General features: G+C 48.1%; 19 protein-coding genes. 8 read left to right on the forward strand and 11 right to left on the reverse strand.

What is annotated here, in order from left to right:
• Positions 1 to 8: 8 nt before the first annotated feature.
• From H6570_19705 to H6570_19720, 4 genes are all read right to left on the reverse strand, one after another.
• Positions 9 to 1,055 (reverse strand): hypothetical protein, encoded by a 1,047-nt coding sequence (locus H6570_19705; GenBank protein ID MCB9321515.1) that lies wholly within the window; start codon positions 1,053 to 1,055, stop codon positions 9 to 11.
• Between the two features lie 210 nt (positions 1,056 to 1,265).
• Positions 1,266 to 1,586 carry an antibiotic biosynthesis monooxygenase gene (locus H6570_19710; GenBank protein MCB9321516.1) on the reverse strand — a complete coding sequence of 107 codons (321 nt, stop codon included), beginning with the start codon at positions 1,584 to 1,586 and terminating at the stop codon, positions 1,266 to 1,268.
• Positions 1,587 to 1,669: 83 nt separating this feature from the next.
• Positions 1,670 to 2,980 (reverse strand): ABC transporter permease, encoded by a 1,311-nt coding sequence (locus H6570_19715; GenBank protein ID MCB9321517.1) that lies wholly within the window; start codon positions 2,978 to 2,980, stop codon positions 1,670 to 1,672.
• Positions 2,981 to 2,991: 11 nt separating this feature from the next.
• Positions 2,992 to 3,906 (reverse strand): ATP-binding cassette domain-containing protein, encoded by a 915-nt coding sequence (locus H6570_19720; GenBank protein MCB9321518.1) that lies wholly within the window; start codon positions 3,904 to 3,906, stop codon positions 2,992 to 2,994.
• A gap of 230 nt (positions 3,907 to 4,136) precedes the next feature.
• Between H6570_19720 and H6570_19725 the strand changes: the two genes are divergently transcribed.
• Positions 4,137 to 4,814, forward strand: coding sequence for a hypothetical protein (locus H6570_19725; GenBank protein MCB9321519.1), 678 nt, complete (start codon positions 4,137 to 4,139; stop codon positions 4,812 to 4,814).
• A gap of 18 nt (positions 4,815 to 4,832) precedes the next feature.
• On the opposite strand, the gene H6570_19730 is transcribed toward H6570_19725, so the two are convergent.
• From H6570_19730 to pheS, 4 genes are all read right to left on the reverse strand, one after another.
• On the reverse strand, positions 4,833 to 6,263 hold the full coding sequence (locus tag H6570_19730; GenBank protein ID MCB9321520.1) for a transglycosylase SLT domain-containing protein: 1,431 nt from the start codon (positions 6,261 to 6,263) through the stop codon (positions 4,833 to 4,835).
• 177 nt (positions 6,264 to 6,440) lie between these two features.
• On the reverse strand, positions 6,441 to 7,850 hold the full coding sequence (gene gatA, locus H6570_19735) for an Asp-tRNA(Asn)/Glu-tRNA(Gln) amidotransferase subunit GatA (protein ID MCB9321521.1): 1,410 nt from the start codon (positions 7,848 to 7,850) through the stop codon (positions 6,441 to 6,443).
• Between the two features lie 3 nt (positions 7,851 to 7,853).
• Positions 7,854 to 9,197 (reverse strand): histidine--tRNA ligase, encoded by a 1,344-nt coding sequence (locus H6570_19740; GenBank protein ID MCB9321522.1) that lies wholly within the window; start codon positions 9,195 to 9,197, stop codon positions 7,854 to 7,856.
• A gap of 2 nt (positions 9,198 to 9,199) precedes the next feature.
• Positions 9,200 to 10,225 carry a phenylalanine--tRNA ligase subunit alpha gene (pheS, locus tag H6570_19745; protein ID MCB9321523.1) on the reverse strand — a complete coding sequence of 342 codons (1,026 nt, stop codon included), beginning with the start codon at positions 10,223 to 10,225 and terminating at the stop codon, positions 9,200 to 9,202.
• A 196-nt stretch (positions 10,226 to 10,421) separates the two neighbouring features.
• On the opposite strand from pheS, the gene H6570_19750 reads away from it, so the two are divergent.
• Positions 10,422 to 12,587, forward strand: coding sequence for an alpha-L-fucosidase (locus H6570_19750; GenBank protein ID MCB9321524.1), 2,166 nt, complete (start codon positions 10,422 to 10,424; stop codon positions 12,585 to 12,587).
• Between the two features lie 20 nt (positions 12,588 to 12,607).
• Positions 12,608 to 13,306, forward strand: coding sequence for a ComF family protein (locus H6570_19755; GenBank protein ID MCB9321525.1), 699 nt, complete (start codon positions 12,608 to 12,610; stop codon positions 13,304 to 13,306).
• Here H6570_19755 and H6570_19760 read toward each other — a convergent pair.
• Positions 13,303 to 15,279 (reverse strand): ATP-dependent zinc metalloprotease FtsH, encoded by a 1,977-nt coding sequence (locus tag H6570_19760; GenBank protein MCB9321526.1) that lies wholly within the window; start codon positions 15,277 to 15,279, stop codon positions 13,303 to 13,305. The two genes, H6570_19755 and H6570_19760, sit on opposite strands and share 4 nt — an antisense overlap.
• An 88-nt stretch (positions 15,280 to 15,367) precedes the next feature.
• Positions 15,368 to 15,793: a ribosome silencing factor gene (rsfS, locus tag H6570_19765; protein ID MCB9321527.1), complete on the reverse strand. Its 426-nt coding sequence runs from the start codon at positions 15,791 to 15,793 to the stop codon at positions 15,368 to 15,370.
• A gap of 2 nt (positions 15,794 to 15,795) precedes the next feature.
• Here rsfS and H6570_19770 point away from each other — a divergent pair, with 2 nt between their 5' ends.
• From H6570_19770 to H6570_19785, 4 genes are read left to right on the forward strand one after another with little or no spacing between them, the layout of a single operon-like run.
• Positions 15,796 to 16,566 (forward strand): biotin--[acetyl-CoA-carboxylase] ligase, encoded by a 771-nt coding sequence (locus tag H6570_19770; GenBank protein ID MCB9321528.1) that lies wholly within the window; start codon positions 15,796 to 15,798, stop codon positions 16,564 to 16,566.
• Positions 16,563 to 17,798: a CinA family nicotinamide mononucleotide deamidase-related protein gene (locus H6570_19775; protein MCB9321529.1), complete on the forward strand. Its 1,236-nt coding sequence runs from the start codon at positions 16,563 to 16,565 to the stop codon at positions 17,796 to 17,798. The genes H6570_19770 and H6570_19775 overlap by 4 nt, the downstream gene beginning before the upstream one ends.
• A 28-nt stretch (positions 17,799 to 17,826) precedes the next feature.
• Positions 17,827 to 19,200 carry a 2-oxo acid dehydrogenase subunit E2 gene (locus tag H6570_19780; GenBank protein ID MCB9321530.1) on the forward strand — a complete coding sequence of 458 codons (1,374 nt, stop codon included), beginning with the start codon at positions 17,827 to 17,829 and terminating at the stop codon, positions 19,198 to 19,200.
• Positions 19,200 to 21,311: a PD40 domain-containing protein gene (locus tag H6570_19785; GenBank protein ID MCB9321531.1), complete on the forward strand. Its 2,112-nt coding sequence runs from the start codon at positions 19,200 to 19,202 to the stop codon at positions 21,309 to 21,311. The genes H6570_19780 and H6570_19785 overlap by 1 nt, the downstream gene beginning before the upstream one ends.
• 6 nt (positions 21,312 to 21,317) lie before the next feature.
• Here the strand turns inward: H6570_19785 and H6570_19790 are convergent, their stop codons facing one another.
• Positions 21,318 to 22,184: a hypothetical protein gene (locus H6570_19790; protein ID MCB9321532.1), complete on the reverse strand. Its 867-nt coding sequence runs from the start codon at positions 22,182 to 22,184 to the stop codon at positions 21,318 to 21,320.
• Between the two features lie 289 nt (positions 22,185 to 22,473).
• Between H6570_19790 and H6570_19795 the strand changes: the two genes are divergently transcribed.
• Positions 22,474 to 26,178 carry a T9SS type A sorting domain-containing protein gene (locus tag H6570_19795; protein MCB9321533.1) on the forward strand — a complete coding sequence of 1,235 codons (3,705 nt, stop codon included), beginning with the start codon at positions 22,474 to 22,476 and terminating at the stop codon, positions 26,176 to 26,178.
• The last annotated feature ends 52 nt before the right edge of the window (positions 26,179 to 26,230 follow it).

A 26,230-nucleotide genomic window follows, 5' to 3' on the forward strand; every position in this document is an offset into this window, starting at 1 on the left:
GTACAAATTTACAATTGGAGTGCCTTTAATAAAACATCCGGATTAAAGCGCGCTTCGATGGATGGCAGATAAATGTCATAGGCTTCCTTCTGAAGCTTGGTCGCGAAGAGTTCATGAAAAAAGAAACGGCCATCCTTGATGACATAATTAAGGATAAAAAACCGGTATATCTCTTTCAGAAAACGCACTTCTTTCTCGGTTAGCGGAAATATTGCATGATAGGCTTTGAGAAAGACCAGAAAGCGCTCCTCCATCAGCGGGTCGATGTAATAGCTGAAGACAGTTCGGTCCCCGATGGAGGAACAAACCCGGGCCAGAAAATAAAAATCAAGCATTCTCGACCCCATGCGAAACCAATCGTAATCCCAGCGTGAAAACAGTTTGAAAGAAGATGAGACGGAAAAATTACCAATATTCCAGTCTACAAAAACAGGAATGGATTCAAGTTCATCCGCTTTCAGCTCAGCACAATGCTTAAAGAACAAGTCGCATTGTCTGCGGATGGTATCGTGCTGCATACGATGCTCATAACCACCCATTTCGGTATTCAGCGTGTTGAGCAAATGGTTGATGTCCCATGCCAGCGTTTTGGAGGATCTGGGCAAGGTGTGCCTGATCTGATGGCACGCTTTGTGGAATAAAGCCATTTGCTCTCCCAGTGCTTCTATTTGCCCGGTGTTCAGGCGCCGGGGCAATCGTTTTTTAATTTTGATCGGCCGGTAAAATACGACCCAAACATCCAGGAATGCATCTTCATGCCGGTAGACAAACAGTTGATTCCCTTTCATCAACGACCGGGCGAGAAGGTTTTCAAATGGCGCCGGCAGGTTATTGGAAAGAGCATTGATAATGGTATGATCTTCCACAAAATGCTCATACTTGCCGAAATAAGAAAGTTTGGCAATGATGATGCTGTGGTCGGAAAATTGAATGCGATAAACGTGGTTGGTCGATACTTTGGCACTGATGTCGGTAATCCTTACGATTTGCCGGGAGTTATCATAAGCCAACCAGGCCTCACGCACTATTTCGGTGAAATCAATAAATGCAGACATATCCGGAAATATCGGGACTTAAGATAACATTTCCGGAATTCTCCTCAGTTTGGCGACACTAAATTCTGATCCTGCTCATTCATGAATTCTAGCTCAACAGCTTTCCCAGCCCAAAAAATATCGCCAGCCACACCAGGCCTTTGATGAGAAAAAATAAAAACCCGGCCACACCAAAACGCTTCAACCAGGTTTTATAATTGTGCTTTCCGGTCATACGGTAAGTACTTGATACGTCTGGAAAGAGCTTTTCATGGGAGGTTCTTTGCCGGCTGCTCTGGCTTCATCCAAATCCTTAAAACCCCGTTGATGCCCTTCCCTGAATTCTGCCGAGCCTGTCCAGTCTTTGAAGGACTCTTCACTCTCCCAATGGCTAACAATCAGGTAATCGGCAGTTTGGTCCACGGGTTTAAGCACCTGCATGTTTAAAAATCCCGGCATCCGGTCAATCGCATGTGCCCTGGTCAAAAAAAGCGATTCAAATCTGGGTTTGTATTCTTCCTGACAAGTGATGTAATTGATGGCAACAAACATAATACTTAGGTTTTTCACTAAGTCAAAAATAGTTAATTAGATTTAATCTAAATATAAATAAGAGTTAAAATTATCAACTTATCCTAGCCACGATAGCTGATCCACTTCCACAACTCTTTAAAATTGGCCTTTTTCCCATACATCAGGATACCTACCCGGTAGATACGTGCTGCTACCCAGATACTGGCCAGTACACCCAAAAACAACAGGATCAGGGAAAGTCCAATCTGCCAGACCGGAGGATTGAATGCCAGCCTGGCGGGCATGACGATCGGCGAAAAGAAAGGAATCAGGGAGGTCCAGAAAGCCAGGCTGCTATCCGGAGAACGCAGGATACTCATAGCGATGTAAAAAGATAAGATCACCGGCAGCATGACCGGAAGGGTCAGTGACTGGCCTTCATTCATGTCATCGCCGAGTGCCGAGCCAATGGCAGCGAAAAGGGAAGCATACAACAGATAGCCGCCGATAAAATAAAGGATCAGCGTGGGCAGGATCAGCAGCCAGTTTTGGTTTGAGATTTCATTGATGACCATTCCAAAGTCGAATTCAGAGATCTGGTTCATCATTTCCGGATTCATCTGTGGGGGATTCTGCACCGCTCCGGGCACCAGAAGTTGTCCGATCATGACCACGATCGGCATCAATATAGCCCAGATACCAAATTGGGTAAGCCCGACACCACCGATTCCGATGATCTTGCCAAGCATCAGTTCCATTGGTTTGACCGAAGAAATAATCAACTCATTGATCCGGTTGACCTTTTCTTCAAAAACACCGCGCATCACAAATGACCCGTAAACTATGGTGATCATAAACATCAGGATGGTCATGATATAACCCAACGCTGCTCCGATAATATTGCTGTAGGCACTGGTGTTTTCTCCGTTATCGGTGATCGACTGAGGTTTAATCTGGATTCTGGTATCCAGCCGGTCCATCTCTTCGGCGGTAATACCCATTGCTTTGAGTTTGAAGTCCCTGACCTTACCCTTCACGATGTCTTTCACAGTCTCATCCAGGGTCAATGGCAAACGTTTATCGGAAAAATATTGCGGCACATATTCCTTATTCGATACCTGGATGGGTGGCAATACCAATACTCCATCGTATTTACCATCCTGCACTTCCGCCTTAAGCTGATCAAGGGATTCATCCGGAAATTTGAAATAGATATTTTTAGCGTCCGGAATGGCTTTGTTCAGCAATTCCGACTCGTCGACCACAGCGATTATTTTCTGCTCGTCACCTTCATAAGCAAAGATGAGTGAAGCCACCACGATGAAAAGCAGGAATAACACGGGGGTCAGCAAGGTCATTAAAATAAAGGATTTCTTCATAACCCGTGTGACATACTCCCGGCGTATGATGAGCCCGATCTTTTGAAAATTCATGGATCAAAAATTTATTGTACCGATTGCCGATTGGCCTCGCCTACCTGTTCGATAAAAATTTCATTTAGTGTGGGAAGAACTTCCTGGAATAGCCGGATCTGGCATCCTGCCTGCATGAATTGGGACAATAGGGCATTGGAATCCTGCTCCGGTTGTAATTTTACTTTGATCCAGTCCCGCTGTTCGTCAAGGATCTCGTATTTAGCCGGAACGACACCAGGCATCGTGCCGTCAAAAACCACTTTGTATATGTTTTTCTTGAACTGGTCCTTTAAGTCCTTCATGGAGCCGGTCAGGATCAACCTTCCCTTGTTCACCAGGGTGATTTGCTCACAGATCTCTTCGACCTGCTCCATCCGGTGGGTTGAAAAGATGACCGACGTCCCGGCCGCATTCATCCGGTGAATTTCATCCTTGATCAGGTTGGTGTTAATGGGGTCCAGCCCTGAAAAGGGCTCATCAAGGATCAGCAATTTGGGATCGTGCAATACCGTAGCAATGAACTGCACTTTTTGCTGCATTCCTTTCGATAACTCCTCAATCTTCTTATCCCACCAGTCTGAGATCTGAAAGCGTTCCATCCAGCTTTTGATGCGGTCTTTGGCTTCTTTCCGGGACATCCCTTTCAGCCTGGCGAGGTAAATAAGCTGGTCCCCGACCTTCATTTTTTTATACAGGCCGCGTTCTTCCGGCATATAGCCTATGTCCCGGATGTGATCTTCGTGAATGGGGTTCCCGTCAATCAGGATGCGGCCTTCATCCGGGCCGGTAATCCCGGTTATCATACGGATCATGGTCGTTTTACCAGCCCCGTTTGGGCCAAGCAAGCCGAAAATTATTCCTTTAGGAATCTGCAAGTCAACTTTATTGACTGCGCGAAAGTCTCCAAATGATTTGCTTACTCCCTGTAACTCAAGGATATTCATGCCTGTCGAATTTGTGAACAAGCTGAAAATACAAGGTAACCGTTTGCGATTTGCACATTTTCTATGACTTGTCCGGATTTATCGACCAAGGTCAGGATTGGAAATTCAAGATGTGACCGGGATTGATTAACTTACTTGGGGACGTGACGAAATTTACGGTTCGCCGTCCAAAAATCAAGAACTTTTACAAAGCTGAACGCATTAATTACTTTGAATAAACGAATCTCCAGATGAAAACTAAAATGATCTTCTCGCTGATACTGCTCGCAGGAACCTTTATCCTTCGTGGTCAGGATGTCATGTCCACCGATAAAGTAATGAGCAAAGGGGTACAGGTCGCTGCATCCATTGACATTTACGATGTTGATGAAAAACAGGTGGAACAATGGTGGCGCAATTTTATGAAGCAATACACCAAATCCATCAAGAAAGACCGCAAATCGAAAGAATGGATGGCGGATAATGCCAATATCTCTGCAATTAGCCCTTCTACGCCCATAGACCTGTATACCACGATTGAATCTACGGGCAAGTACGTAACGGTCTCTACCTGGGTGGATGGAGGTACCGGATTCATCAATCCATCTTCCAATCCGGAATCTTTTCAGGCGCTTGAAGGACTGATGTCTTCTTTCGCGCACGAAGCTGAAGTCGAAAAGATCAACACCGAACTGGGTAATGAAGAGGATTCCTTGTCCAAGCTGGAAAAAGACCTGAAACAACTGCAGTCACGCAATGAAGGTTACTACAAGGATATCGAAGCTGCGAAAGCAAAAATTGCCAAGGCAGAAGAGGATATCCGTCAAAACGTGAAGGAGCAGGAGGCAAAACAGGCTGAAATCGAATCACAGCGTCAAAAAATCGAGTCCGTCAAGCGTAAGCTCGATGATACTAAAAAAGGTAATTAAGATCTGAAAGCCTGAAAACTATTCGATCAGCAGAGCACTTCCCGGCTGAACCTGATCAAAGGATGTCAAATGATTGATTTCCATCAATTTGGCAAGTGAAAGCTGTGGGAAACGCTGGATGATCTGCAGTAGGGATTCCCCTTTTTGAACCACATATTTCGTGCGGAATACGTCTTTGGAGACTGCAGGTATTACGACGGCAGTCTGTGATTGATTGATGGCGTGAACCAGGTTATTTGTCAGCGATGCATTAACACTGAGATCCCGTGTCGGAATGACACTCATAACTGCTATTGTCCGGTTGATGCGGTAAGGTAACCTCACCTCCTGTTCCGGATGTTGCAGAATGTATATGATCAGTGTCTGGTCTTTTTCAATGGTGTTGGTAGGTAGCTCGTTCCAGTAGCGGATGTTGTAATCATTGATCTCAAAGTGAGAAGCAATATCGGTGAGGTCATCACCCTTTAAGGCCTGAAACTCTACTTCCTTGTAATTGCTTTCTTTGTAAAAGCTGCTTTCTTCGGACTTCTCCGCCTTGTCGGTACCACCTAACTTGTCATCAACCAGGGGAATGACCCGTTTAGGCAAAATAATCTGATACCCATCGTAATTGGCGGGAATCAGGTCTTTACGAAAACCCGGATTCAATGTGCGGATGACGTTGATGTCCAGATTGGTCCAGTCTTTCAGCTGACTAAAAGTCAGTTGATCATGGACATTGACTGTTCCGGTAATCTGTAAATCGAGATCCGGAAACTGAGGCATCAGTTCGTGCAGTGAATAGAATTTAAACAGATACGTAGCGGCCAGAAACTTGGGAACATAGTCCTGGGTCTCTTGAGGCAAATAGGGACGGATATCCCAGTAATTGACGCTGTTAGCGCGCTTGATCGCTTTGTTTACGTTTCCGGGACCACAATTATAGGCCGCCAGAACCAATTGCCAGTCCTGATAATAGTCGAACAGGTGTTTGATTTGTTTTGCTGCAGCTTCCGTAGAGCGGATCGGATCTTTGCGTTCATCAACCAGCTGGTTGATCTTTAACCCGTTGAGTTTTGCGGTGCCGGGCATGAATTGCCACAGCCCGATCGCGCCTGCCCGTGAACGGGCATCCGGTCGCAGCGAAGACTCAATGATGGTCATGTATTTGAGGTCCAGAGGGAGGTCATTTGCAGCCAGTTCTTTCTCAAAAATGGGAAAATACAGCACCCGCCGTCCGATCAACATTTGTGTATAAGCAGGGTATTTAAGCAGGTATTGCTGGAGAAAGGGCAGGATCATATCAGCTTTATCGGCATCGACCAGGGTTTGGATCGATTCCAGTCGGGTCTGGATCAGTTCGCGATCCAGTTCCGCTTCATTATTGTATGGGATAGCCGCCATCAGGTCCGTCAATCCCAGGATAAAGACAAAGATTAGGGATATCAAGTATTTTGAAAATACTTTCATATTCATAGGATTCAAAAACAAAATAAACCGATTCATCCTGTTTAATGCTACAATTTAAGCGCATTAACAATCAGAATCTTCATATTACACAAAAGTGTAATATTATTTGAAACGAACAGCAAAGGTACGCCTGCCATTCCATTAATTCAAATAAATATCACATTTAACGTTTTGCCTTCAAAACAATTGTGTAATCTTCAGTCCAGTTTTAAACAGCATATCATCTGCAAATCTTGGACCAATTATCTGAATCGCCCGGGGAAAGGCTCCCGCTGAACCTTGTAAAGCAAGGCTTATTCCGGGCTGCCCGGTAAGGTTCGCCAGTACTGTGAAAATATCTGCGTAGTACACCGCCACCGGGTCATCCAGCTTGGCGCCCACACGCCAGGGCAATACCGGAGAGACCGGAAGAATCAGAGCTTCAGATTCCTTAAATAAGGACTCCATCTCCCGGATGATCATCCCTCTCACCTTCTGTGCTTTGCGGTAGTAAGCTTCGTAGTAGCCGGAGCTTAACACATAGGTACCCATCATCAGCCTGCGCTTGACTTCTTTGCCAAAACCCCGGGTCCGGGTATTGGAAAGGATCGCTTCTACATCATTTCCCGGAGCGCTCATACCATAACGTATGCCATCATACCGGCTCAGATTCGAGGAAGCTTCGGCTGTCGTAAGAATATAGTAGGTAGGGACGAGAAAGGACTCCAGGGACAAAGACCAGCTTTGCAGATCCATACCCGACTCTTTCATGGAGTCAATAAGCTGGTTGTAAGCAAGCTCCACTTCCGGGTCCATCATTCCCGGAGGCACTTCCAGGTAGGCTATCTTTTTTGCCGCACCTCCACTGTCCGGGTCCCAATGAAAAGGCACATCCACTGAGGTGGCGTCATGATCATCCTTCCCGGCACTGATCTCAAAAAGCAGAGGCAAATCAGCCACGTGCCGGACCAGGTATCCGACCTGATCGAATGAAGAGGCATAGGCAATCAATCCAAAACGGGAATGTCTGCCATAGGTAGGCTTAAATCCATGCACTCCGCAAAATGCTGCCGGCTGCCTTACAGAACCACCTGTATCTGATCCGATCGAGAAATGACACGTCTGCAAAGCCACTGCACTGGCAGATGCTCCGGAGGACCCTCCTGGTACGTAGTCAGAATCGATGGGATTTAACGCCGGACCATAACACGAATTTTCGTTGCTGCTGCCCATGGCAAATTCATCACAATGTACCCGCCCGATCAGAATCGCATCCTCATCCAGCAGTCGCTGCACCACGGTAGCAGTATAAGGTGCCTTGAATCCCTGCAGGATCTTTGACGATGCCGTGGTGGCATGGCCTTGCCAGCACAGGACATCCTTAATACTGAAGACAACGCCAGCCAACCGTCCACATGACTGCCCGTTCCGGCGTCTCTCATCCAGCTCCGCCGCCCGCTTCAGAGCCGCATCGGATGCAATTTCAATGTACAGATTATATTGACTCGTAGCCTCGATCCTTTGCAGACAGGATTGAACCTGATCGGTACATCTGATGGTTCCATTTTGGAAAGCTTTCTGTGTATCCTGAATGGATAAAAGCTCCATGCGCTATTGAATTTTATTAACCACATCACCGATGGAGATACGGTTCTGATCACCGGTAATCATATTCTTAAGCATCACTTCCCGGGCCTGAAGCTCTTCCGGCCCAATGATGGCTACCCAATGAACACCGAGCGCATCGGCATATTTCATCTGCTTTTTAAACTTGTCTGGTTGTGGATAAAGGTCAGCCCGCAGCTGGGCAGACCGCAGATCGCTCACCAACTTAAATGCTGCCTGGTGACAGGCCTCATCCATAGCTAAAACCAATATATCCAGCTGCCGGTCCAGGTCTTTCGGCCACAATTGAAGTTCGTCCAAGACATCATAGATACGTTCTGCGCCAAAACTGATGCCCACACCTGGCATATTATCCAATCCAAAGACGCCGGTAAGCTCGGCATAGCGGCCACCGCCGCCTAAACTTCCCATCTGGACCTGATCGGTATCCAGGGCAATCTCAAAAATGCACCCCGTGTAATAGTTCAGGCCCCGGGCAAGCCGGAAATCTTTTGTCAGTCGGTTATGCAGAGCAATTCCATCCAGATAACTCCACACTTCTGCCAGTTCCGCTACTCCTTTGACCCCCGAAACGGTACCTTTCAACACGTCTGCCAGATCATTCCATTCCAGTTGGATGGTGTTCAATATCTGTAAAGCATTACCCTCCGGGATACCTTTGCGTACCATTTCTTCCAGGACTCCATTGGCTCCGATCTTGTCTAATTTATCGATGGCGACGGTCATCTCAGTGAGCTTATCCGGTACTCCGGCAGCTTCTGCGATCCCAGCCAGGATCTTACGGTTGTTCACCCGGATCTCCACCGGGATCCCCAAATTGTGAAATACGGTATCATATATCTGGATCAACTCGGCTTCATACATCAGGGATTCTGAACCAACCACGTCGACATCACACTGATAAAATTCCTGATAGCGGCCTCGCTGAGGGCGATCGGCACGCCATACCGGCTGGATCTGGTACCGCTTGAACGGAAAATACAATTCGTGCTGATGCATGACCACAAAACGGGCAAAGGGCACCGTCAGATCATAGCGCAAACCCCGCTTGGCAATATCGGGTAATAACCGCCCGGAGTCCCGCCCGGATAAGGCCTTCTCATCGGCCTTAGCGAGGAAATCTCCGTTGTTCAAAACCTTAAACAACAGATTGTCACCCTCCTCACCGTACTTGCCCATCAGGGTGGATAAGTTTTCCAGTACCGGTGTCTCGATGGGCACATATCCAAAGCACTGGAAGACCTGTTCAATCTGGGAAAATAGATATTTCCTTTTCCGGGCCTGAGCCGGAAGGAAATCGCGGGTGCCTTTCGGCAAACTGACCTTCATAATTAGAATGCTGAACCAAAATGCGCCAGGAAGCGCATGTCATTTTCAAAATATTGGCGGATATCATTGATCCGGTACTTCTGCATGCCCTGTCTTTCGATACCCATACCGAATGCAAAGCCCGAATAAACATTGGGATCGATACCACAATTTTCCAGCACGGCCGGGTCCACCATACCACAACCCAATATCTCCAGCCACCCGGTACCTTTGGTGATGCGGTAATCGGTCTCATCTTTTAAGCCCCAATAGACATCCATTTCTGCGCTGGGCTCGGTAAAAGGGAAGTAAGAAGGCCTCAGACGGATTCGCGTTTCCGGACCATAGAGCTCCCGGGCAAAATAGTATAATGTCTGTTTCATGTCCCGGAATGAAACACCTTTATCAACGTAAAGCCCTTCAACCTGGTGAAACTGGCAATGAGACCGGGCAGAGATGGTTTCATTGCGATATACCCGTCCCGGGGCTATAATCCGGATCGGAGGTTTGCGCTGTGTCATAACCCTGGCCTGAACGGACGATGTGTGCGTACGTAAAAGATAGGTGCTGCTGTCTTTAAGGTAAAAGGTATCCTGCATATCCCGCGCCGGATGATCGTCGGGCGTGTTCATGGCTGTGAAATTATGCCAGTCGTCCTCGATCTCACGGTCCTCCACCACGATAAACCCGATCCTGGCAAAGATGTCTACAATGCGGTTCAGGATCAATGAGATCGGGTGACGCGCACCTGCAGCCATCGGTGTCGCCGGCGCAGTAAGGTCAAGCTGATGCTGGACACGCGTAGCCTGCCGTATCAGTGTTTGTACTTCGGAATACCGGGATTCGGCCTGATTTTTTACTTCGTTCAATAATTGACCGAATGCTTTACGGCTTTCCGGTTCCACATCTTTCATCTTGGCGAAGTAGCCCTTAAGGATGTTTTTAGTCCCAAGAAAACGCTTACGGTATTCTTCCAGTGCTTCCGCATCCATGATTTCGGCTTCACCAGCTTCCTGAATCAATGCGTTTACTTCATCGATCAAATTCATAAATCATACAGGATATTAGCTCACAAAAGTAAACATTTGTTTGATTAAAGGCCATCTCAACTCCCGGTAGAGCACACAATCAGCAAGGTAAATCCCGTTGTTTAGGTTATGCAATGCGTAACACCGGAGAAGACATATTAAAGATGAATTGTTTATCTCCTCAAGTAATTGATAATTTTGCACGGAAGTGATATCTATGAAATTTTCATACAGCCTTCTTTTAACAGGCTTTTTTTTGACCTCCTTTCTGACTGCCCAAACCCCGTACACGCCGGAATGGTCATCCCTGGATCAACGACCCGTACCATCCTGGTTTGAGGATGCCAAACTGGGCATTTTCATCCATTGGGGAACTTATTCCGTACCCGCCTGGGCGCCTAAGGGCGTGTATGCCGAATGGTATCAATACTGGCTGGAGACCAAAACCCTTTATGGTAATGGCCAGTACCAGGGAGATGAGATCTATAAATACCACCGGCAGAAATACGGAAACAAAACGTATTATGACCTGGCAGCCCAGTTCAAAGCAGAGAATTACAATCCCGAAGACTGGGTCAAACTCTTTGAAAAAGCCGGTGCCCGGTATCTGGTGGTAACATCGAAACATCATGACGGATACACCCTGTGGCCAAGTGACCAGGCCGATGACCGGGGATTTCCCTGGAACAGCCAGGAAGTAGGTGCCCAACGGGACCTGCTGGGAGCTTTAAGGGATGCCACCCGCAAAAGTGATCTGAAGTTCGGCATCTATTATTCATTGTATGAATGGTTTCACCCCTGGTATAAAGCCGGAAATTTGTCCAAATACGTTGATGAACACATGATGCCCCAGATCAAGGATCTGGTCACCCGCTATGAACCGGATATCCTGTGGGGTGATGGGGACTGGGAACAGAGTGCCGAAACCTGGAAAACTCCTGACATGCTGGCCTGGTTGTACAACGAATCACCGGTGAAGGACCGGGTTGTTGTCAACGACCGCTGGGGGAAAGGGACCCGGCAGCATCATGGAGGTTATTATACCTCCGAATACGAATCCGGCATGCATTCCGACCATCCCTGGGAAGAATGCCGCGGTATCGGGATTTCATTCGGTTACAACAGCAATGAAGATCTCGAAGATTATGCCACCACGCAAAATTTGATCTTGCTATTAGCCGACATCGTATCCAAAGGCGGCAATCTGTTATTGGACATTGGTCCGCGTGCTGATGGAAAAATTCCGGTAATCATGCAGGACCGTCTCAGTGGCCTGGGTTCCTGGCTCAACCTGAACGGTGAATCCATTTACGGGACGCGTCCCTGGCGCAGGACAGCACAATGGACACCAGGCTCGCCAGCTCCCCAATCCGATCAACGCTATCTGAGCAGTGACTACATTTTAAAAGAGTGCTTTCCGGAAAATGACCGCTTTCGCAGGAAAGCTTTCTTCTTTACGACCAAAGGGAATACGCTTTACGCCATTACACCTGAATGGCCGAAAAATTATTGGGACCTGAACCAGGTCGTGCCAACCGATTCCACCCGGGTTACCTTACTGGAAACCGGGCAGGAATTGTCTTTTTCACAAAGAGACTCCGTATTCCTGGTCAACGTTCCGATCATTCAGCCCCAGGTTCTCAATAAGGAAGGCATTTATGTACTTAAGATTGAGAACGTTCAGGGCTACCTCCCCAAACCAACCATCCAGGTCACCCGTGACCGTGATAACGGACCTTCACGGGTTACGCTTACCTGCGCCGATGAGCGCGGACAGCTTTTTTATACCCTTGATGGTACTGAACCTACAACCCAGTCGAAACCATACAAGAGACCATTCATCGTCCGGGATGGCGGTAAGCTGGCGGTAAAAGCTTTCGCTCCCGGAATATGGCCCAGTGAAACAGCAACATTTAATATCCGGGAAGATCAGTTTTTCTCTCAGGTCCAATGGGACAGCCCTCCTGACCGGGTAGCCCAGGGCGATGGCCTGGCGCTGATTACCGATGGAATCACCGCCTCGGGAGATACTGAAGATGATCCCCAATGGGTCGGGTTTAAAACCAAGGATGCCGAACTGGTTATCGATTTTGGGAAGCCGGTGAAGATCAAAAAGGTACGTATCGGCTTTCTCCAGAATGAAGATATCTGTGCCAAAGCTCCTCAGGAAGTACGCCTGGAGGTATCGAATAACGGATGGGACTACCAGGGATTTAAGAAACTTGCTCCGGTAACAAGTACCCCGGGAACAGGCCGGAAGGAATACAGCACATCGGTATTTAATACCACCGCCCGCTACCTGTACATTCGCATGATCAATCCAAACGTATGTAAAAAATCCGGTGGATCGTGGATCTACCTCGATGAAGTGACCGTCGAATAACTCATCCAAACTACCCGCACATGTTGTGGTTACGCATACTTAAGGAATCAATTCTCCACCTGCTTTATCCGCCGGTATGCATCGGATGTGGTGCGCGTACTGCAGCCCAATTACATCCTTTCTGTGTTCATTGTTTATACCGTATGCCATTTACCAACCAGGAAAAATTCCCGGATAATGAATTTACCGATCATTTTGCCGGAAGGATACCTCTGACCTTTGGCATGGCCCTGATGTATTATGAGAAAAATGGAATCGGTCAGCAGATCATTCAGCGCCTGAAATACCACGGTCGTAAAGATCTGGGGCAACTCACCGGTGACTGGCTGGGTCAGCGACTTAAGGAGTGTGAATTCCTGCCACCGGTCGATTTCATTATCCCGGTGCCTCTTCATTGGCGCAGAAGACTCATCCGCGGATACAATCAATCTGAAATCATTGCACAGCGTCTCTCTTCGCAACTGAATGCTCCCGTAAGTGAGAAACATCTTGTCCGCCGTCGCTGGACCGGTACCCAGACCAAGCGCAAACGTTTAGACCGGCTACAAGCGCTAAACGCTGCATTCAGACTCCAAAATCAGGAAGATCTTGCCGGGAAACACCTCTTATTGGTTGATGATGTGATGACCACTGGAGCCACCATAGAGGCATGTGCCAAACTACTCCTCACCTGTCCGAAAGTGAAGGTCTCTGCCGTTACAATAGCTCAGGGAACTTAGCCCGCAGTAACCTCTTCTTCGGCTTTGCCGCCGTGTGCCGTTTCTTCAGCGTGGCCTTCGTAGGGCTTTTTCTCTTCATAAGGACGCGGGCCGATCATTTTTTCCACATCGCTTTTCAGGATGACTTCCCTCTCAAGCAGCGTGCGGGCCAGTTTTTCCAGCTCGTCCCTTTTATCGGTCAACAAAGCAATTGCGCGACGGTATTGAGACTGCACCAGCTCGCGTACCTGCTCGTCAATCAATTTCGCCGTATCGTCAGAGTATGGCTTCTGAAACTGATCCTGCGCAAGGCTATAAAAAGATACATTACCGACCTCCTCATCCATACCATAGACCGATACCATGCTGTAAGCCATTTTGGTAACCTGGTCCAGGTCACTCTGGGCACCGGTTGAGATCTTTCCAAAGACCACTTTCTCGGCAGCCCGCCCTCCGAATGTCATACACATGCGGTCCAGCAGTTGCTCAGTACGCACGATGTATTCCTCTTTTGGCAGGTATTGGGCATAACCAAGTGTGCCGACACCACGCGGAACAATGGTCACCTTTACCAGAGGGGAGGCATGTTCCAAAAACCATCCACAAACAGCGTGTCCGGCTTCGTGATAGGCGATGATCTCCTTTTCTTCCGGAGAGATCAGTTTGTTCTTCTTTTCCAAACCACCAATGACGCGGTCCAGAGCAGCATTGAAGTCATCCAGATCAACGGCATTCTTATTCCTTCTGGCGGCAATCAGTGCGGCTTCATTACACACGTTCATGATATCTGCTCCGGCGAAACCGGGTGTCATTTCCGAAAGGATGTAGGGATCTACATCATTGGATATTTTGATGTTTTTCAGGTGTACCTTAAAAATGGCCTCGCGACCCTTGAGGTCTGGCAGGTCGATGGCGATCTGACGGTCAAAACGTCCTGGACGCAATAAAGCATTGTCCAAAACATCCGGCCGGTTGGTAGCGGCCATCAGAATAACCCCCTTGTCGGTGCTGAAACCGTCCATTTCCACCAGCAGCTGATTGAGCGTGTTTTCACGTTCATCATTGCCACCCTGGAATGTGTTGCGCCCACGCGCCCGGCCTATCGCATCGATCTCATCGATGAATACGATACAGGGTGCCTTCTCCCGGGCCTGTTTAAACAGGTCACGCACCCTGGAAGCCCCCACACCTACAAACATCTCTACGAAGTCAGAACCGGATAGTGAGAAGAAGGGCACTCCGGCTTCTCCGGCTACTGCTTTGGCAAGCAGGGTCTTACCCGTTCCGGGAGGGCCTACCAGCAATACTCCCTTAGGGATCTTGCCACCCAGTGCCGTGTATTTCTTTGGGTTTTTTAGAAAATCTACCACTTCCATCACCTCTTCCTTCGCTTCATCCAGCCCGGCAACATCTTCAAAGGTGACGTTTACCTTGGTGTTCTTATCAAAGATGGTCGCTTTGGATTTGCCGATGTTAAAGATCTGGCCCCCGGCTCCTCCGCCGCCGCCACTGACCCGGCGCATGATGAACAGCCAGATCATGACGATCAAAAAGATGGGTATGATCCATCCCAATACCGGGGTTAGCCAGTCTTGCTTGGTCTCGTATTCAATCGGCACGCGGTCTTCGGAACCTCCTTTGGCATTCAGGTCTTCGATGCTTTTGGCAAATAACTCGATGGGACCTGTTTCGATCGTAAACTGTGGACCTTTGATGGTACTGAAGCGGTCTTTCAGATCCGGGTATTTGTCCATTTTACTCCGCTTGAGGTACACATTGGCCAATCGTTCATTGATGACCACGATACGCTCTACATCACCGGCCTCGATCATACGGTGAAGATCCTGGGTATTGTATTTGGTTTCGTTATTGCCGGAAAATCCGATCAAATTCAGAATCAATAAGATTACGATGATGATTCCGTAAAGCCAATACGTGTTGAAATTGAACCGGTTGTCTTTCCGCTTATTATTATCTTGATTATTTTCTTCCATGCGTACTAGGCACTATATTTTGAGCTACGATAATTAACGGGATTCTCCATTATTCGTTGCTGATTTTCGAAAAATAACGGTTTTTTATCTACAAAGTTTCAAATTGCTCAAACTTAGCATCACTCCACAAAGATTCTAAGTCGTAATAGGACCTGGTTTCAGGATGAAAAACATGAACAATGGTATTGAAGTAATCCAGCAAGATCCAGTGGCCTTCCCGTGTTCCCTCGACATGCAAGGGCCGCTCGCCAGCTTCTTCTCTAAGCCTTTTTTCAATACGATCGGAGATGGCTCTAACCTGGGTGGTGGAGTCTCCGGAACATATAATGAAAAAGTCAACCTGGGCATCATCTAATTGTCGGAGATCCAGTTTGAGGATCTTTTTTCCTTTTACGGATTGTATGCTGTCAATGATCAGAGGGTGTAGACTTTCGGTTCTCTCTTGCTGTTGAGCGGTTGCACTTTTTCTTTTCAAATTGAATGCTAGATTTATGTTCGAATACAAAATTACCATTTTTGTCGGAGTCTCGTCACTTTTATCCATTGATCGGTCAGGAGATCCATTACTTTGAAACCCTGCCCTCCACGCAGGATCTGGCTTTGTCCTGGGCCAAAGAGCGACAGGTGAAGTCGGGATCGGTCATCCGTGCCGGGCATCAAACGGCGGGACGCGGCCAGGCCAATAACACGTGGCAGGATGAAGGTGGACTCAATATCGCCTGTTCGGTCATCTATTTTCCCGAATTTACCCTACTGCCGGTGCAGACATTTTACCTCAGCAAATGGGTCTCACTAGCTGTCCTGGACACCTTAAAACCCTTACTTCCGGAGGGTTTGGTCATTAAATGGCCGAATGACATCTGGTATCATGAGAGAAAATTAGCCGGAATACTTATCCAGACCAGCATCAGCGGGACAGCTGTCCTTAGTGCTGTCGTTGGAATCGGGATCAACATCAATCAGCAACAATTTGGAAATCTGATCCGGGCCACCTCGGTAAAAGAGCTTACCGGAGAGCACCATGACCTGGAAGCTGTCATGCGGGAATTGTTGTCCAACCTCAATCGTTGGCTATCGGTGCTGGAAGCCGGTGAATTGGAGCGGTTGGATGAAGCATACTTGAACTGCTTGCTGGGACTCCATCAAAGCCGGTCGTTCCGTCTCCCGGACGGGCAAATCATCCGTGGTCAGGTGACTGGAATCGATGAACATGGTCGCCTGCAGATCGTTTACAATAATTCAGTCCATCATTTTGGCTTTAAAGAAATAGAATGGCTAATCCAATGAATTGCTATCTCATCAGTATCGGGGATGAGATCCTCAATGGTCAAACCCTGGACACCAACACCTATTTTCTTGCTCAGTCCTGTCGCGCCCAGGGCTACCAGGTCCGGGGCATTTACAGCATTGCAGACGATCTGGATGCCATTGTTACCATGCTCAACCAGGTCAAACCAACCGCTGACGTCATCGTGACGACCGGTGGGCTCGGTCCCACCAAGGATGATGTGACCAAAAAATCCATCGCTGCTTTTCTGGGTGTAGACTTATTTTATCACCAGGCTACAGAAGAAAGGATAAAAAGCCTGTTTGCTCCGCGAAAGATTCCCTTTACGGAAGAGCACCGCCAGCAGTGTTTCTTTCCGGAACAGGTAGAACTCCTCGAAAATGATTTGGGAACTGCGCCAGGGATGTGGTGGGAACTGGATGATCAGAAAGTACTGATCAGCCTTCCGGGGGTGCCTTATGAAATGAAGCATCTGTGGACCGACCGGGTTATCCCAAGGCTTAAGACCCGCTGGCCTTCCTCTCTGCGTAATTTCACCCTGATGACGGCTGGTACCGGAGAAACTGTCCTGTCCTCCCTGCTTCATGAATGGGAAGAGCAATTGCCAGAGAGCTGTTCGATTGCTTACCTGCCGGACCTCGGTCGGGTACGCTTAAGGTTAACCTGCCGCGATGCCGATCTGCCAAATGTCCGTTTTGAACAATTAAAGGCAGAAATGGAACAGCTGGTGAAAAAATACGTCTATGGATACGAGGGTGAAACGCTTCCTGAAGTATTGGGACAGTTGTTGCTTATGCAGAACAAAGCGCTGGGCCTGGCTGAGAGCTGCACCGGCGGATATATAAGTCACCTGATCACTGGTATACCCGGATCATCAGCTTTTTATAATGGCGGAATAGTCAGTTATTCCAATACCTTCAAAGAAGCATTATTAAATGTATCTCCGGAAACACTGCTAAACCACGGTGCTGTGAGCCGTGAGACCGTCCTCGAAATGTTGCAGGGTATCCTTGCCCAGCCTGGCATCGATGTGGGTATTGCGATCAGTGGTATTGCCGGACCGGATGGAGGAACTCCGGAAAAACCGGTGGGCACCATCTGGATTGCTTATGGAGATGCCAAAAGCCAGCATGCCAGGAAAATATTGTTCACAAAGAGCCGGTTATTAAATATTGAGTATGCCGCTTATTATAGCCTCAATCTGCTCCGAAAGTTTTTATTGGGTCTATAATTCGCTAATTTTGTAAAAACTTGGTCCTATGCCAACAGTTGATCTGATCATGCCCAAAATGGGAGAAAGCATCATGGAGGCAACCATCCTGCGCTGGTTGAAAAAACCTGGTGATCAGGTTGAGCTTGATGAGACCATTTTGGAAATTGCCACAGACAAAGTAGACTCTGAAATACCCTCTCCGGTAGCCGGAACCATTCAGAATATCCTGTTCAATGAAAATGATGTGGTCGAAGTGGGAAAGGTGATAGCCACCATAGCCCCGGTAGGCGAAGCGCCTGCCAAGCCTTCACCAGCACTGGCTCCCGAAAAAGAAAAACCGACCAATGGTGCCCATCCGGTGCATCAATCCGTGTCCAACAGTACGGCACCGGCACCAGTCCTGGAATCACAACTAAGACCCAGTCAGACGGAGCGATTCTATTCTCCGCTGGTACGCAACATTGCTTCGCAGGAAAATATCAGCCGCCAAGAGCTGGAAGCTATCCCGGGCAGCGGCGCCGGCGGAAGAGTAACCAAGGACGACGTGATGAACTACATCGCACAGCGCGGGCACCTACCACAGGATATGCCCAGCGCTGCACCGGTGACGACCGCCATACCAGAAAGTACTTCCAATACACCACCTGTGCCGGAGCCTGTCCGCGAAACACCCCGTGAGCCTGTAACCTTCAAATCATCGGCAGTTGACGGACAGGTTGAGATCATCGAAATGGATCGTATGCGCCGGTTGATCGCCGATCATATGATCATGAGCAAACAAACCTCGGCACATGTCACCTCATTTGTAGAAGCCGACGTCACGGAATTGGTTCGTTGGAGAGACCGTGTTAAAGACACTTTTGAGAAAAAATACCAGGAGAAAATAACCTTTACGCCTTTGTTTATGGAAGCCGTTATCCAGGCTATCCGTGACTTCCCACGGATCAATGCTTCCGTCGAAGGATACAATATCCTGGTTAAGAAAGACATCAACCTGGGTATGGCCACTGCACTGCCTAATGGGAACCTGATTGTTCCGGTGATTAAAAATGCGGATTATCTGAATCTGGTTGGCTTGACTAAAACCGTCAACTCACTGGCTGACCGTGCCCGGAACAACCAACTCAAACCGGAAGAAATCCAGGGCGGCACCTTCACCCTAACGAACGTGGGTACATTTGGTAATGTCATGGGCACTCCAATCATTAACCAACCCCAGGTAGCAATCCTGGCCACTGGTGCCATACGTAAAAAACCCGCAGTGATCGAGACTCCCCAGGGCGATGCCATTGGAATTCGCCAGATGATGTTTTTATCCCTATCCTACGATCACCGTGTCGTGGACGGGTATCTGGGAGGTTCATTCCTGCGCAGGATAGCCGACTATCTGGAAGCATTTGATCCACAAAGAACTATCTGATGAGTAAGCCTGCTGGCTATTCCCATTCTCCCTTGAAACAGGGAGCTTTTATGATGATCCTGCTCGCTCTTTGGATGCTGGTGTTCATCCCATCCGGATTTGCACAACAATCCAAATGGCAACAGGTCGATCAATACCTGGCCTCCGGTCAATACCGGGATGCATTGGATATGCTGCGTTATATGGAGGGCGATGCCTATGCCCTGGCTTTAAAACAAGGCATCTGTTATTATGGCCTGAACCAGTTAAAAACAGCCCAGGATTTCTTTACGCAGGCCTACCAGTCCACGAAAGCTCCGGATGCCGATCTCTATTATTGGCTGGGAGAGACCTATCACCAGCAATTACGGTTTGAACCTGCCGTACAGCAATTCAAAGCTTTCCTGCGCGTCGCCAAAGATTCCGACCCGAGAAAAGAACAGGTCAAAGAGCTTATCAGGGTCTGTGGCAATGGCGTCCGGATTCAATATCAGGACCAATTAGGATATCTGGAGGTATTTCCTGCCCAGATCAATACCCAATACAATGAAATAGCACCCCGCTTTAGTCCAAACTATTCTGACCGCATCTATTTTTCTTCCCAGCGCTTTCCTGAAACAGGAAAGGGATATGACATGATGAGCATTGAAATCCAAAATGGGAGCTGGTCCAGCCCCTTTGAATTTAACGCTACCCTGAACACAGTGGCTGACGAAGTACTCTATGGTTTTGCCAATCAGGGACAGGAAGCCATCTATTTACAGCAAATGCCTGCCCAACGAACCGTCCTGGTTGACACTTTCAGTCAAGCACAACAGATCCACCGCGGGGTATGGAAATCACCGTTGCAATTGAACAGGGATGACGATTACCTCTATATCTATCACGATTCATTGATACTGTTTTCCAGCAAACGTTCCGGAGGATACGGTGGTTACGATCTGTATGCTTCACGCAAGGATCACGGCACCTGGTCCGTTCCATTTAACCTGGGACCTTCCATTAATTCACCGGCCGACGAGATCACGCCCTTCCTGACCAATGATGGTCAGGTCTTGTATTTCAGTTCTAACCGGCCTGACCTGACAATAGGTGGCTTTGATGTGCTGTATTCCCGTCTGGAAGATTCATGGAGTGCACCTGTGAATCTCGGATTACCGGTCAATTCTGCGGCCAATGACCTTCAATTTTCCATTGGCCCGGAAGGAAAGACCGGTGTGTTTGCGTCCGATCGAAAAGAGTCGGTTGGCGGCATGGATCTCTATTTCTTCTACTTCAAGGAGGTGGTAGCAGCTCAGCTGGCTATGATTCAGGATCAGGTAGCATGGTTTCACCAGTTGATGCCTTCGGATTCGGCATTTACGGGTCCGGGAGGTAAACCAGCCCTGACCGTTGAGGTCCCGTATCTGGCTTATGGCACAGATGATGTTCTGCTCACACCTGTAAATCTGAAATACCTCCAAACGCTGGTTACTTTGCTCAAGCAACATCCGGCCTGGACCATAGATATCATCGGACATTCTGACAATCAGCAAACCAAAGAATACAATCCATTCTTTTCGATAAAGCGCAGTGAAAAGATCAAAGACTATTTCACCCAAGCGGGCATCGCCGAAAACCGGATTTTCCTCGAAGGCTGCGGATCCACTTTCCCGGTTGCGCTGAATGAAATCAATTTATTACCCAATCCCAGCGGACAGCGGCTTAACCGCAGGATTGAATTCCGGCTGCATACCAGTCCTGAAGAGATCGTTCATTTTATCTATCAGCAACCGGTCGTTGTTGCCCATTTCCAGGATACCGCCTACCGTACCTTTGATGCATTCGCCACCGGATTGCAATACAAGATCCTGGTGCAGCAAGCCACCCGTCCGTATTACGATCACCGCCTGGACGCCTATCCGGGTTTCACCATTGAACAATTAGCAGGCCAATCGATGTATGATTACACCATACTTGGAGCGGATACCTACTTCAAGGCTAATCAATTAAAACGGGAGATCCGCGAACTGGGATTTGAAGATGCTAGCGTGGTAGCCTATGTCGACGGTCGTCGAATTTCACAAAATGAACTTCGTTTTTATACTGAAAAGTATCCTGATCTGATCTACTACCAATACCGCAGTGAATAACTTGGCTTAGAATGAATACCGGAGTAATTCATGAGGCCATCCCGACAATCCCTGCGGCCATTCGGGATCCTTTGTCCAAACCTGGAACATCCCTCCGCCACCGGCGCCACATAATTTGATCAGGAATCTCTGTCCTTCAAGTCCTTCCCGCCATTTCTGTCTTATCGATTCCGGGATGAGAAAGTCCAGATACTGCAGTTGCCAAAGGCTCAAGGCAGTTAATTCCTGCCACGCCTGCTGGTGTTCCTGCTCGATCAGATGCCAAATCAACTGGTCGGCGATGGACGTTCCGTGAGCCAGATGGCCCAGAAATTCTGCTTGTTCTAGCTTCTGGTTAAATACGTTAATGGGTTGAGCTGTCCGTGGTGATTGTGAGTCCATGATCCAGGGGTGCATATCAGGCAGTATCAGGTTGTCTAATACTTCGATCCCACTGGCTTTTTTGACCAGCGGCTTGGCACGTAAAATAATCAATGGATCAAACCCGGATGAGGTGCCATGAAAAAAGTTCTCCATTTGCGCCAGGATCGATTGGAGGCGGTGTTGATCCTTTTCAACATGATAAGCAAAACGGTCATAAACTGCAGCAACCAGATTACCGGAACTGCCTAATCCCGCTCTGGCGGGAATAGAAGAGCGTAAAAAATACCCGGATTGCAAGTCATCGTACCAGCGTTCGAGATCCAGGATCTCCGGGCAACATGTCTGCAAATAGCGATGGAATGCCAGCAGTGGCCGGGCCTCTGCCATGGTACCCTTATCCCATTCCGAGAAATAATTTACAATCGGAAGCCCTATTGCAGCCCCACCCTGCAACACCGTATACTCTCCAATGAGCAGCACTTTAGCTGGATAAGTTGGCCCCAATTTCATGTGACACAAGATACTTAGATTGAAAGTATATCCTCCACTGGCATGGAATTTGAATACTAAAAAATCGTCCCCTTCGTTTTGAATTGTGTGTAAATAATGGAGGTAAATTCCATTTATCTGGATTAGACTCCTATTTTTACACTCTATTCGAGACGCTTTTTTCTTCTCTACTGATTTTTGGATTTTTCCAAAGATGCTCACTTTAACCATGAACATTTTTCGGGCATTGCCTCGAGAAGGCAATTTTATTTTATTTTTTTGTCAAGTTAAATTGAGACTAATGAAGTGTATGAAAACATTGCTACTATTTCTGAGCTTTATTACCATCGGATTCGGGCAAAACCGGTTGTATCGGGAAGTACAGAAAGAGCGCAGTCAGGGGTTACCTGCAGTATCTGCAACTGACCTGTTCAGTGTTGATGCTCAGGGTAAAAGATCGAGCGAGATCAGTAAAATGGTTTACCAGGCGACTACCCTTAAGATCAAGCCTGCCCAATTAGAAAAAATAGTGGCTGCTCCGGGTGACAAACTTGATCTCTCGGTTCCTTTTGAGAATCGCATTCTACAACTGGAACTGGTTGAACAACAAATTTACGCGGACGGATTTGAGGTTTTTACCAGTGAATCCAATGGCCACCCGGTTCCTTACACCAAGGGAAAATACTACCGGGGAGTTATCAAGGATGATCCGAACTCATTGGCTTCCATCAGCATCGTGGATGGAGAGGTCATGGGTATCCTGTCAACCACCCAGGAAGGAAACATCGTTCTTGGCCGTTACAGCAGCACGGATCCGGACAATTATATTATCTATATGGAGTCCCAGTTAAAGGACCCGCTTTCTTTTAATTGTGACACCAAAGAACCAGAGTGGGACAACGACTACCTGCAGCAAATGCAAAAATTGGCGCTGAATGTGCCCCTGGAAACCCGTGCGGGAAATTGCGTAAAGATCTATTTTGAGTTTGACCAGCAATTTGTCAACAAACACGGAAGCGTCAGTGCCGCTACGAGCTATTTTTCAGGCATTTTTAATGGCATGAAAACCCTGTATGCCAATGAATCCATTGATGTCCAGATTTCAGAGATCTTTGGATGGACATCAGCGGATCCTTATCCATCCGGCAATACCAGTGGTGCGCTGGATGCCTTTGTTAACCTGAGGAAAAACAACTTTAATGGCGATATCGCCCATCTGATCTCGGTTCTGCCAAGCTCTGGCGGAGGAGGAATCGCCTATGTTGATGCGCTTTGCGGAGTATACGGCTCCACAGATTATCGTTTTGCCTACAGTGAAGTATCCAATACGACAACAGCCGTACCTTCTTTTCCTACCTACTCCTGGAGTGTCAATGTAGTAACGCATGAAACGGGTCACGTAATGGGTTCTCCACACACCCATTCCTGTTCCTGGCCGGGCGGCCCGATCGATAATTGTGCCCCGGTAGAACCTGCTAATGGTTGTACTGCTGGCCCCACACCTTCCGCAGGTGGTGGAACGATTATGAGTTATTGTCACCTAAAAAGCAATGTTGGCATCTCTTTTTCCAATGGTTTTGGACCTCTGCCTGGCAATTTAATCCGTAACCGGGTTGCCAACGCATCCTGTTTAAGTGCCTGTGGAACTACCTCCGGACCAACGTGCTCCGATGGTATCAAGAATGGAGATGAGACCGGCATCGATTGTGGCGGTGCTTCATGTCCTCCTTGTCAGACCGGGGTTTCCTATTGTGCAGTAACCGGAAATACCGGCTACGAATACATCAAGCAGGTTGTATTTGGAGGTACCACCTTTAATTCAGGTGCCGAAGGATACGACTATGTCACTTCACCCACAATAGATGTAACTACAAACAATTCCTACCAGATCAAAGTAACCCCAGGATTCACTGGTAATGCTTACATGGAAGCCTGCAAAGTCTGGATCGACTGGAACCAGGATGGTGACTTCAACGACAGTGGTGAGCAGGTGTTCACTGCCAAGAGTTCCGGAGCCATGTCAGGATCCGTAACGGTTCCTTCCACTGCTACAGACGGTGTAACCAGAATGCGCGTATCGATGCGGTATTCGAATTATCTGGCTACCTCATGTACCAATGTGGACTATGGAGAAGTAGAAGATTACAATATAGATGTAGCCGCCGGCCAGGTTGCAACGCCAACTTGTAATGACGGCATCAAAAATGGTCAGGAGACTGGTGTCGACTGCGGCGGACCTACCTGTCCGGTATGCCCTACCTGCAACGACGGCATCAAAAATGGTGACGAGACCGGCATCGATTGTGGCGGTTCCTGTGGTGCATGCCCAACCTGTAATGACGGCATTAAAAATGGTGACGAGACCGGTATCGACTGTGGAGGTTCCTGTGGCGCTTGTCCTACCTGTAATGACGGCATTAAAAATGGCGACGAGACCGGCATTGACTGCGGCGGCTCCTGCGCTCCTTGTGCCACGGTACCGACCTGTAATGACGGTATTAAGAATGGTCAGGAGACCGGTATCGACTGCGGCGGACCTACCTGCCCGGTATGCCCTACCTGCAACGACGGCATCAAGAATGGTCAGGAGACAGGCATTGACTGTGGAGGACCAAATTGTCCCACTTGCCCGGTAAGCTACTGTTCTGCCCAGGGTGGCAATATCACTTACGAATACATCAAGCAGGTAACCTTTGCTGGAATTAACAATACTTCTGGCAGCTCGAAATACTCTGATTTCACCAGTGATGTAGCCGCCGTATCGGCGGGTGGTTCCTATAGCATTAGTTTGACACCTGGCTTTACCGGTTCCTCTTACAGCGAAGCCTTCCGTGTCTGGATCGATTTTAACCATGATGGTGACTGGAACGATAGCGGAGAACTGGTATTCTCAGGCGTAAAAAACAGCACGCTGTCCGGAACAATTTCAATTCCGACAAATGCACAAAATGGCACTACACGTATGCGGATATCGATGCAGTATTCTTCTTACCCAAGCAATGCATGCGCAAACCTGAGCTATGGTGAGGTTGAAGATTACAGTGTAAACATCCAGGGTGCATCCGGACCGGTAGAAACCTGTAACGACGGCATCCAGAACAATGGAGAAACAGGCATCGATTGCGGTGGTCCTAACTGTGCTGCTTGCCCAACTTGTAATGACGGAATCAAAAATGGTCAGGAGACCGGTGTTGACTGTGGTGGTCCTGACTGTGTACCCTGTTCTACGCCAACACCGACCTGTAATGATGGTATCAAGAATGGTGATGAGACCGGTATTGACTGTGGCGGTTCATCCTGTGCACCTTGCGCTATCAGCTACTGCAGTTCAAAAGGTAACGTAACCTACGAATACATCCAGTCGGTAGTCCTGGGTTCCATCAACAATACCAGTAACAAAGATGGCGGTTATGGTAACTACCTCGATCAGAGTACTTCGGCATCCATTGGTCAGAACATCCAATTTATTCTGACACCAGGATATGTGAACAGCTCCTACAATGAAGGCTGGGTTATCTGGGTCGACTGGAATGCGGATGGCGATTTCGCCGATAGCGGGGAGAAAGTATTTTCGAAGAGTCCGTCCACAAGTGCGGCAAGCGGATCATTTACCGTTCCTAATTCGGCTACTACCGGAGAACACCGGGTTCGTATCCAGATGAAGTACAACGCCATCGAATCAAGCAGTTGTGCGAACGGAAGCTGGGGTGAAACCGAAGATTATACCCTGATCGTACTGGGCTCAAGTGTTGCTGGCAACTTTACAGATGCTCAGCGTCCACTGGATGTGCAATTATTCCCGAACCCTGCAAGAAATACTTTAAATCTGCGCTTCGATCAGCCCGTTTTTGGTACGATTGTTGCAAAAGTATATGATGTACTTGGTCAGGTAGTGATCCATACGAACATCACCGAAGGGGAAGCCCTGGATGTGGATGCACTGCAAGCTGGTTATTATGTGCTGGAATTGGAAAATGGCCAACACAAGTTGATCAAGAAATTCATGAAAGACTAAAAGAGACTTTTTATAGATTGGTTGGTTTAAGAAGTGAGAAGGGTGCTAAGGC

Source organism: Lewinellaceae bacterium (assembly GCA_020636135.1).
Lineage (GTDB): Bacteria > Bacteroidota > Bacteroidia > Chitinophagales > Saprospiraceae > JAGQXC01.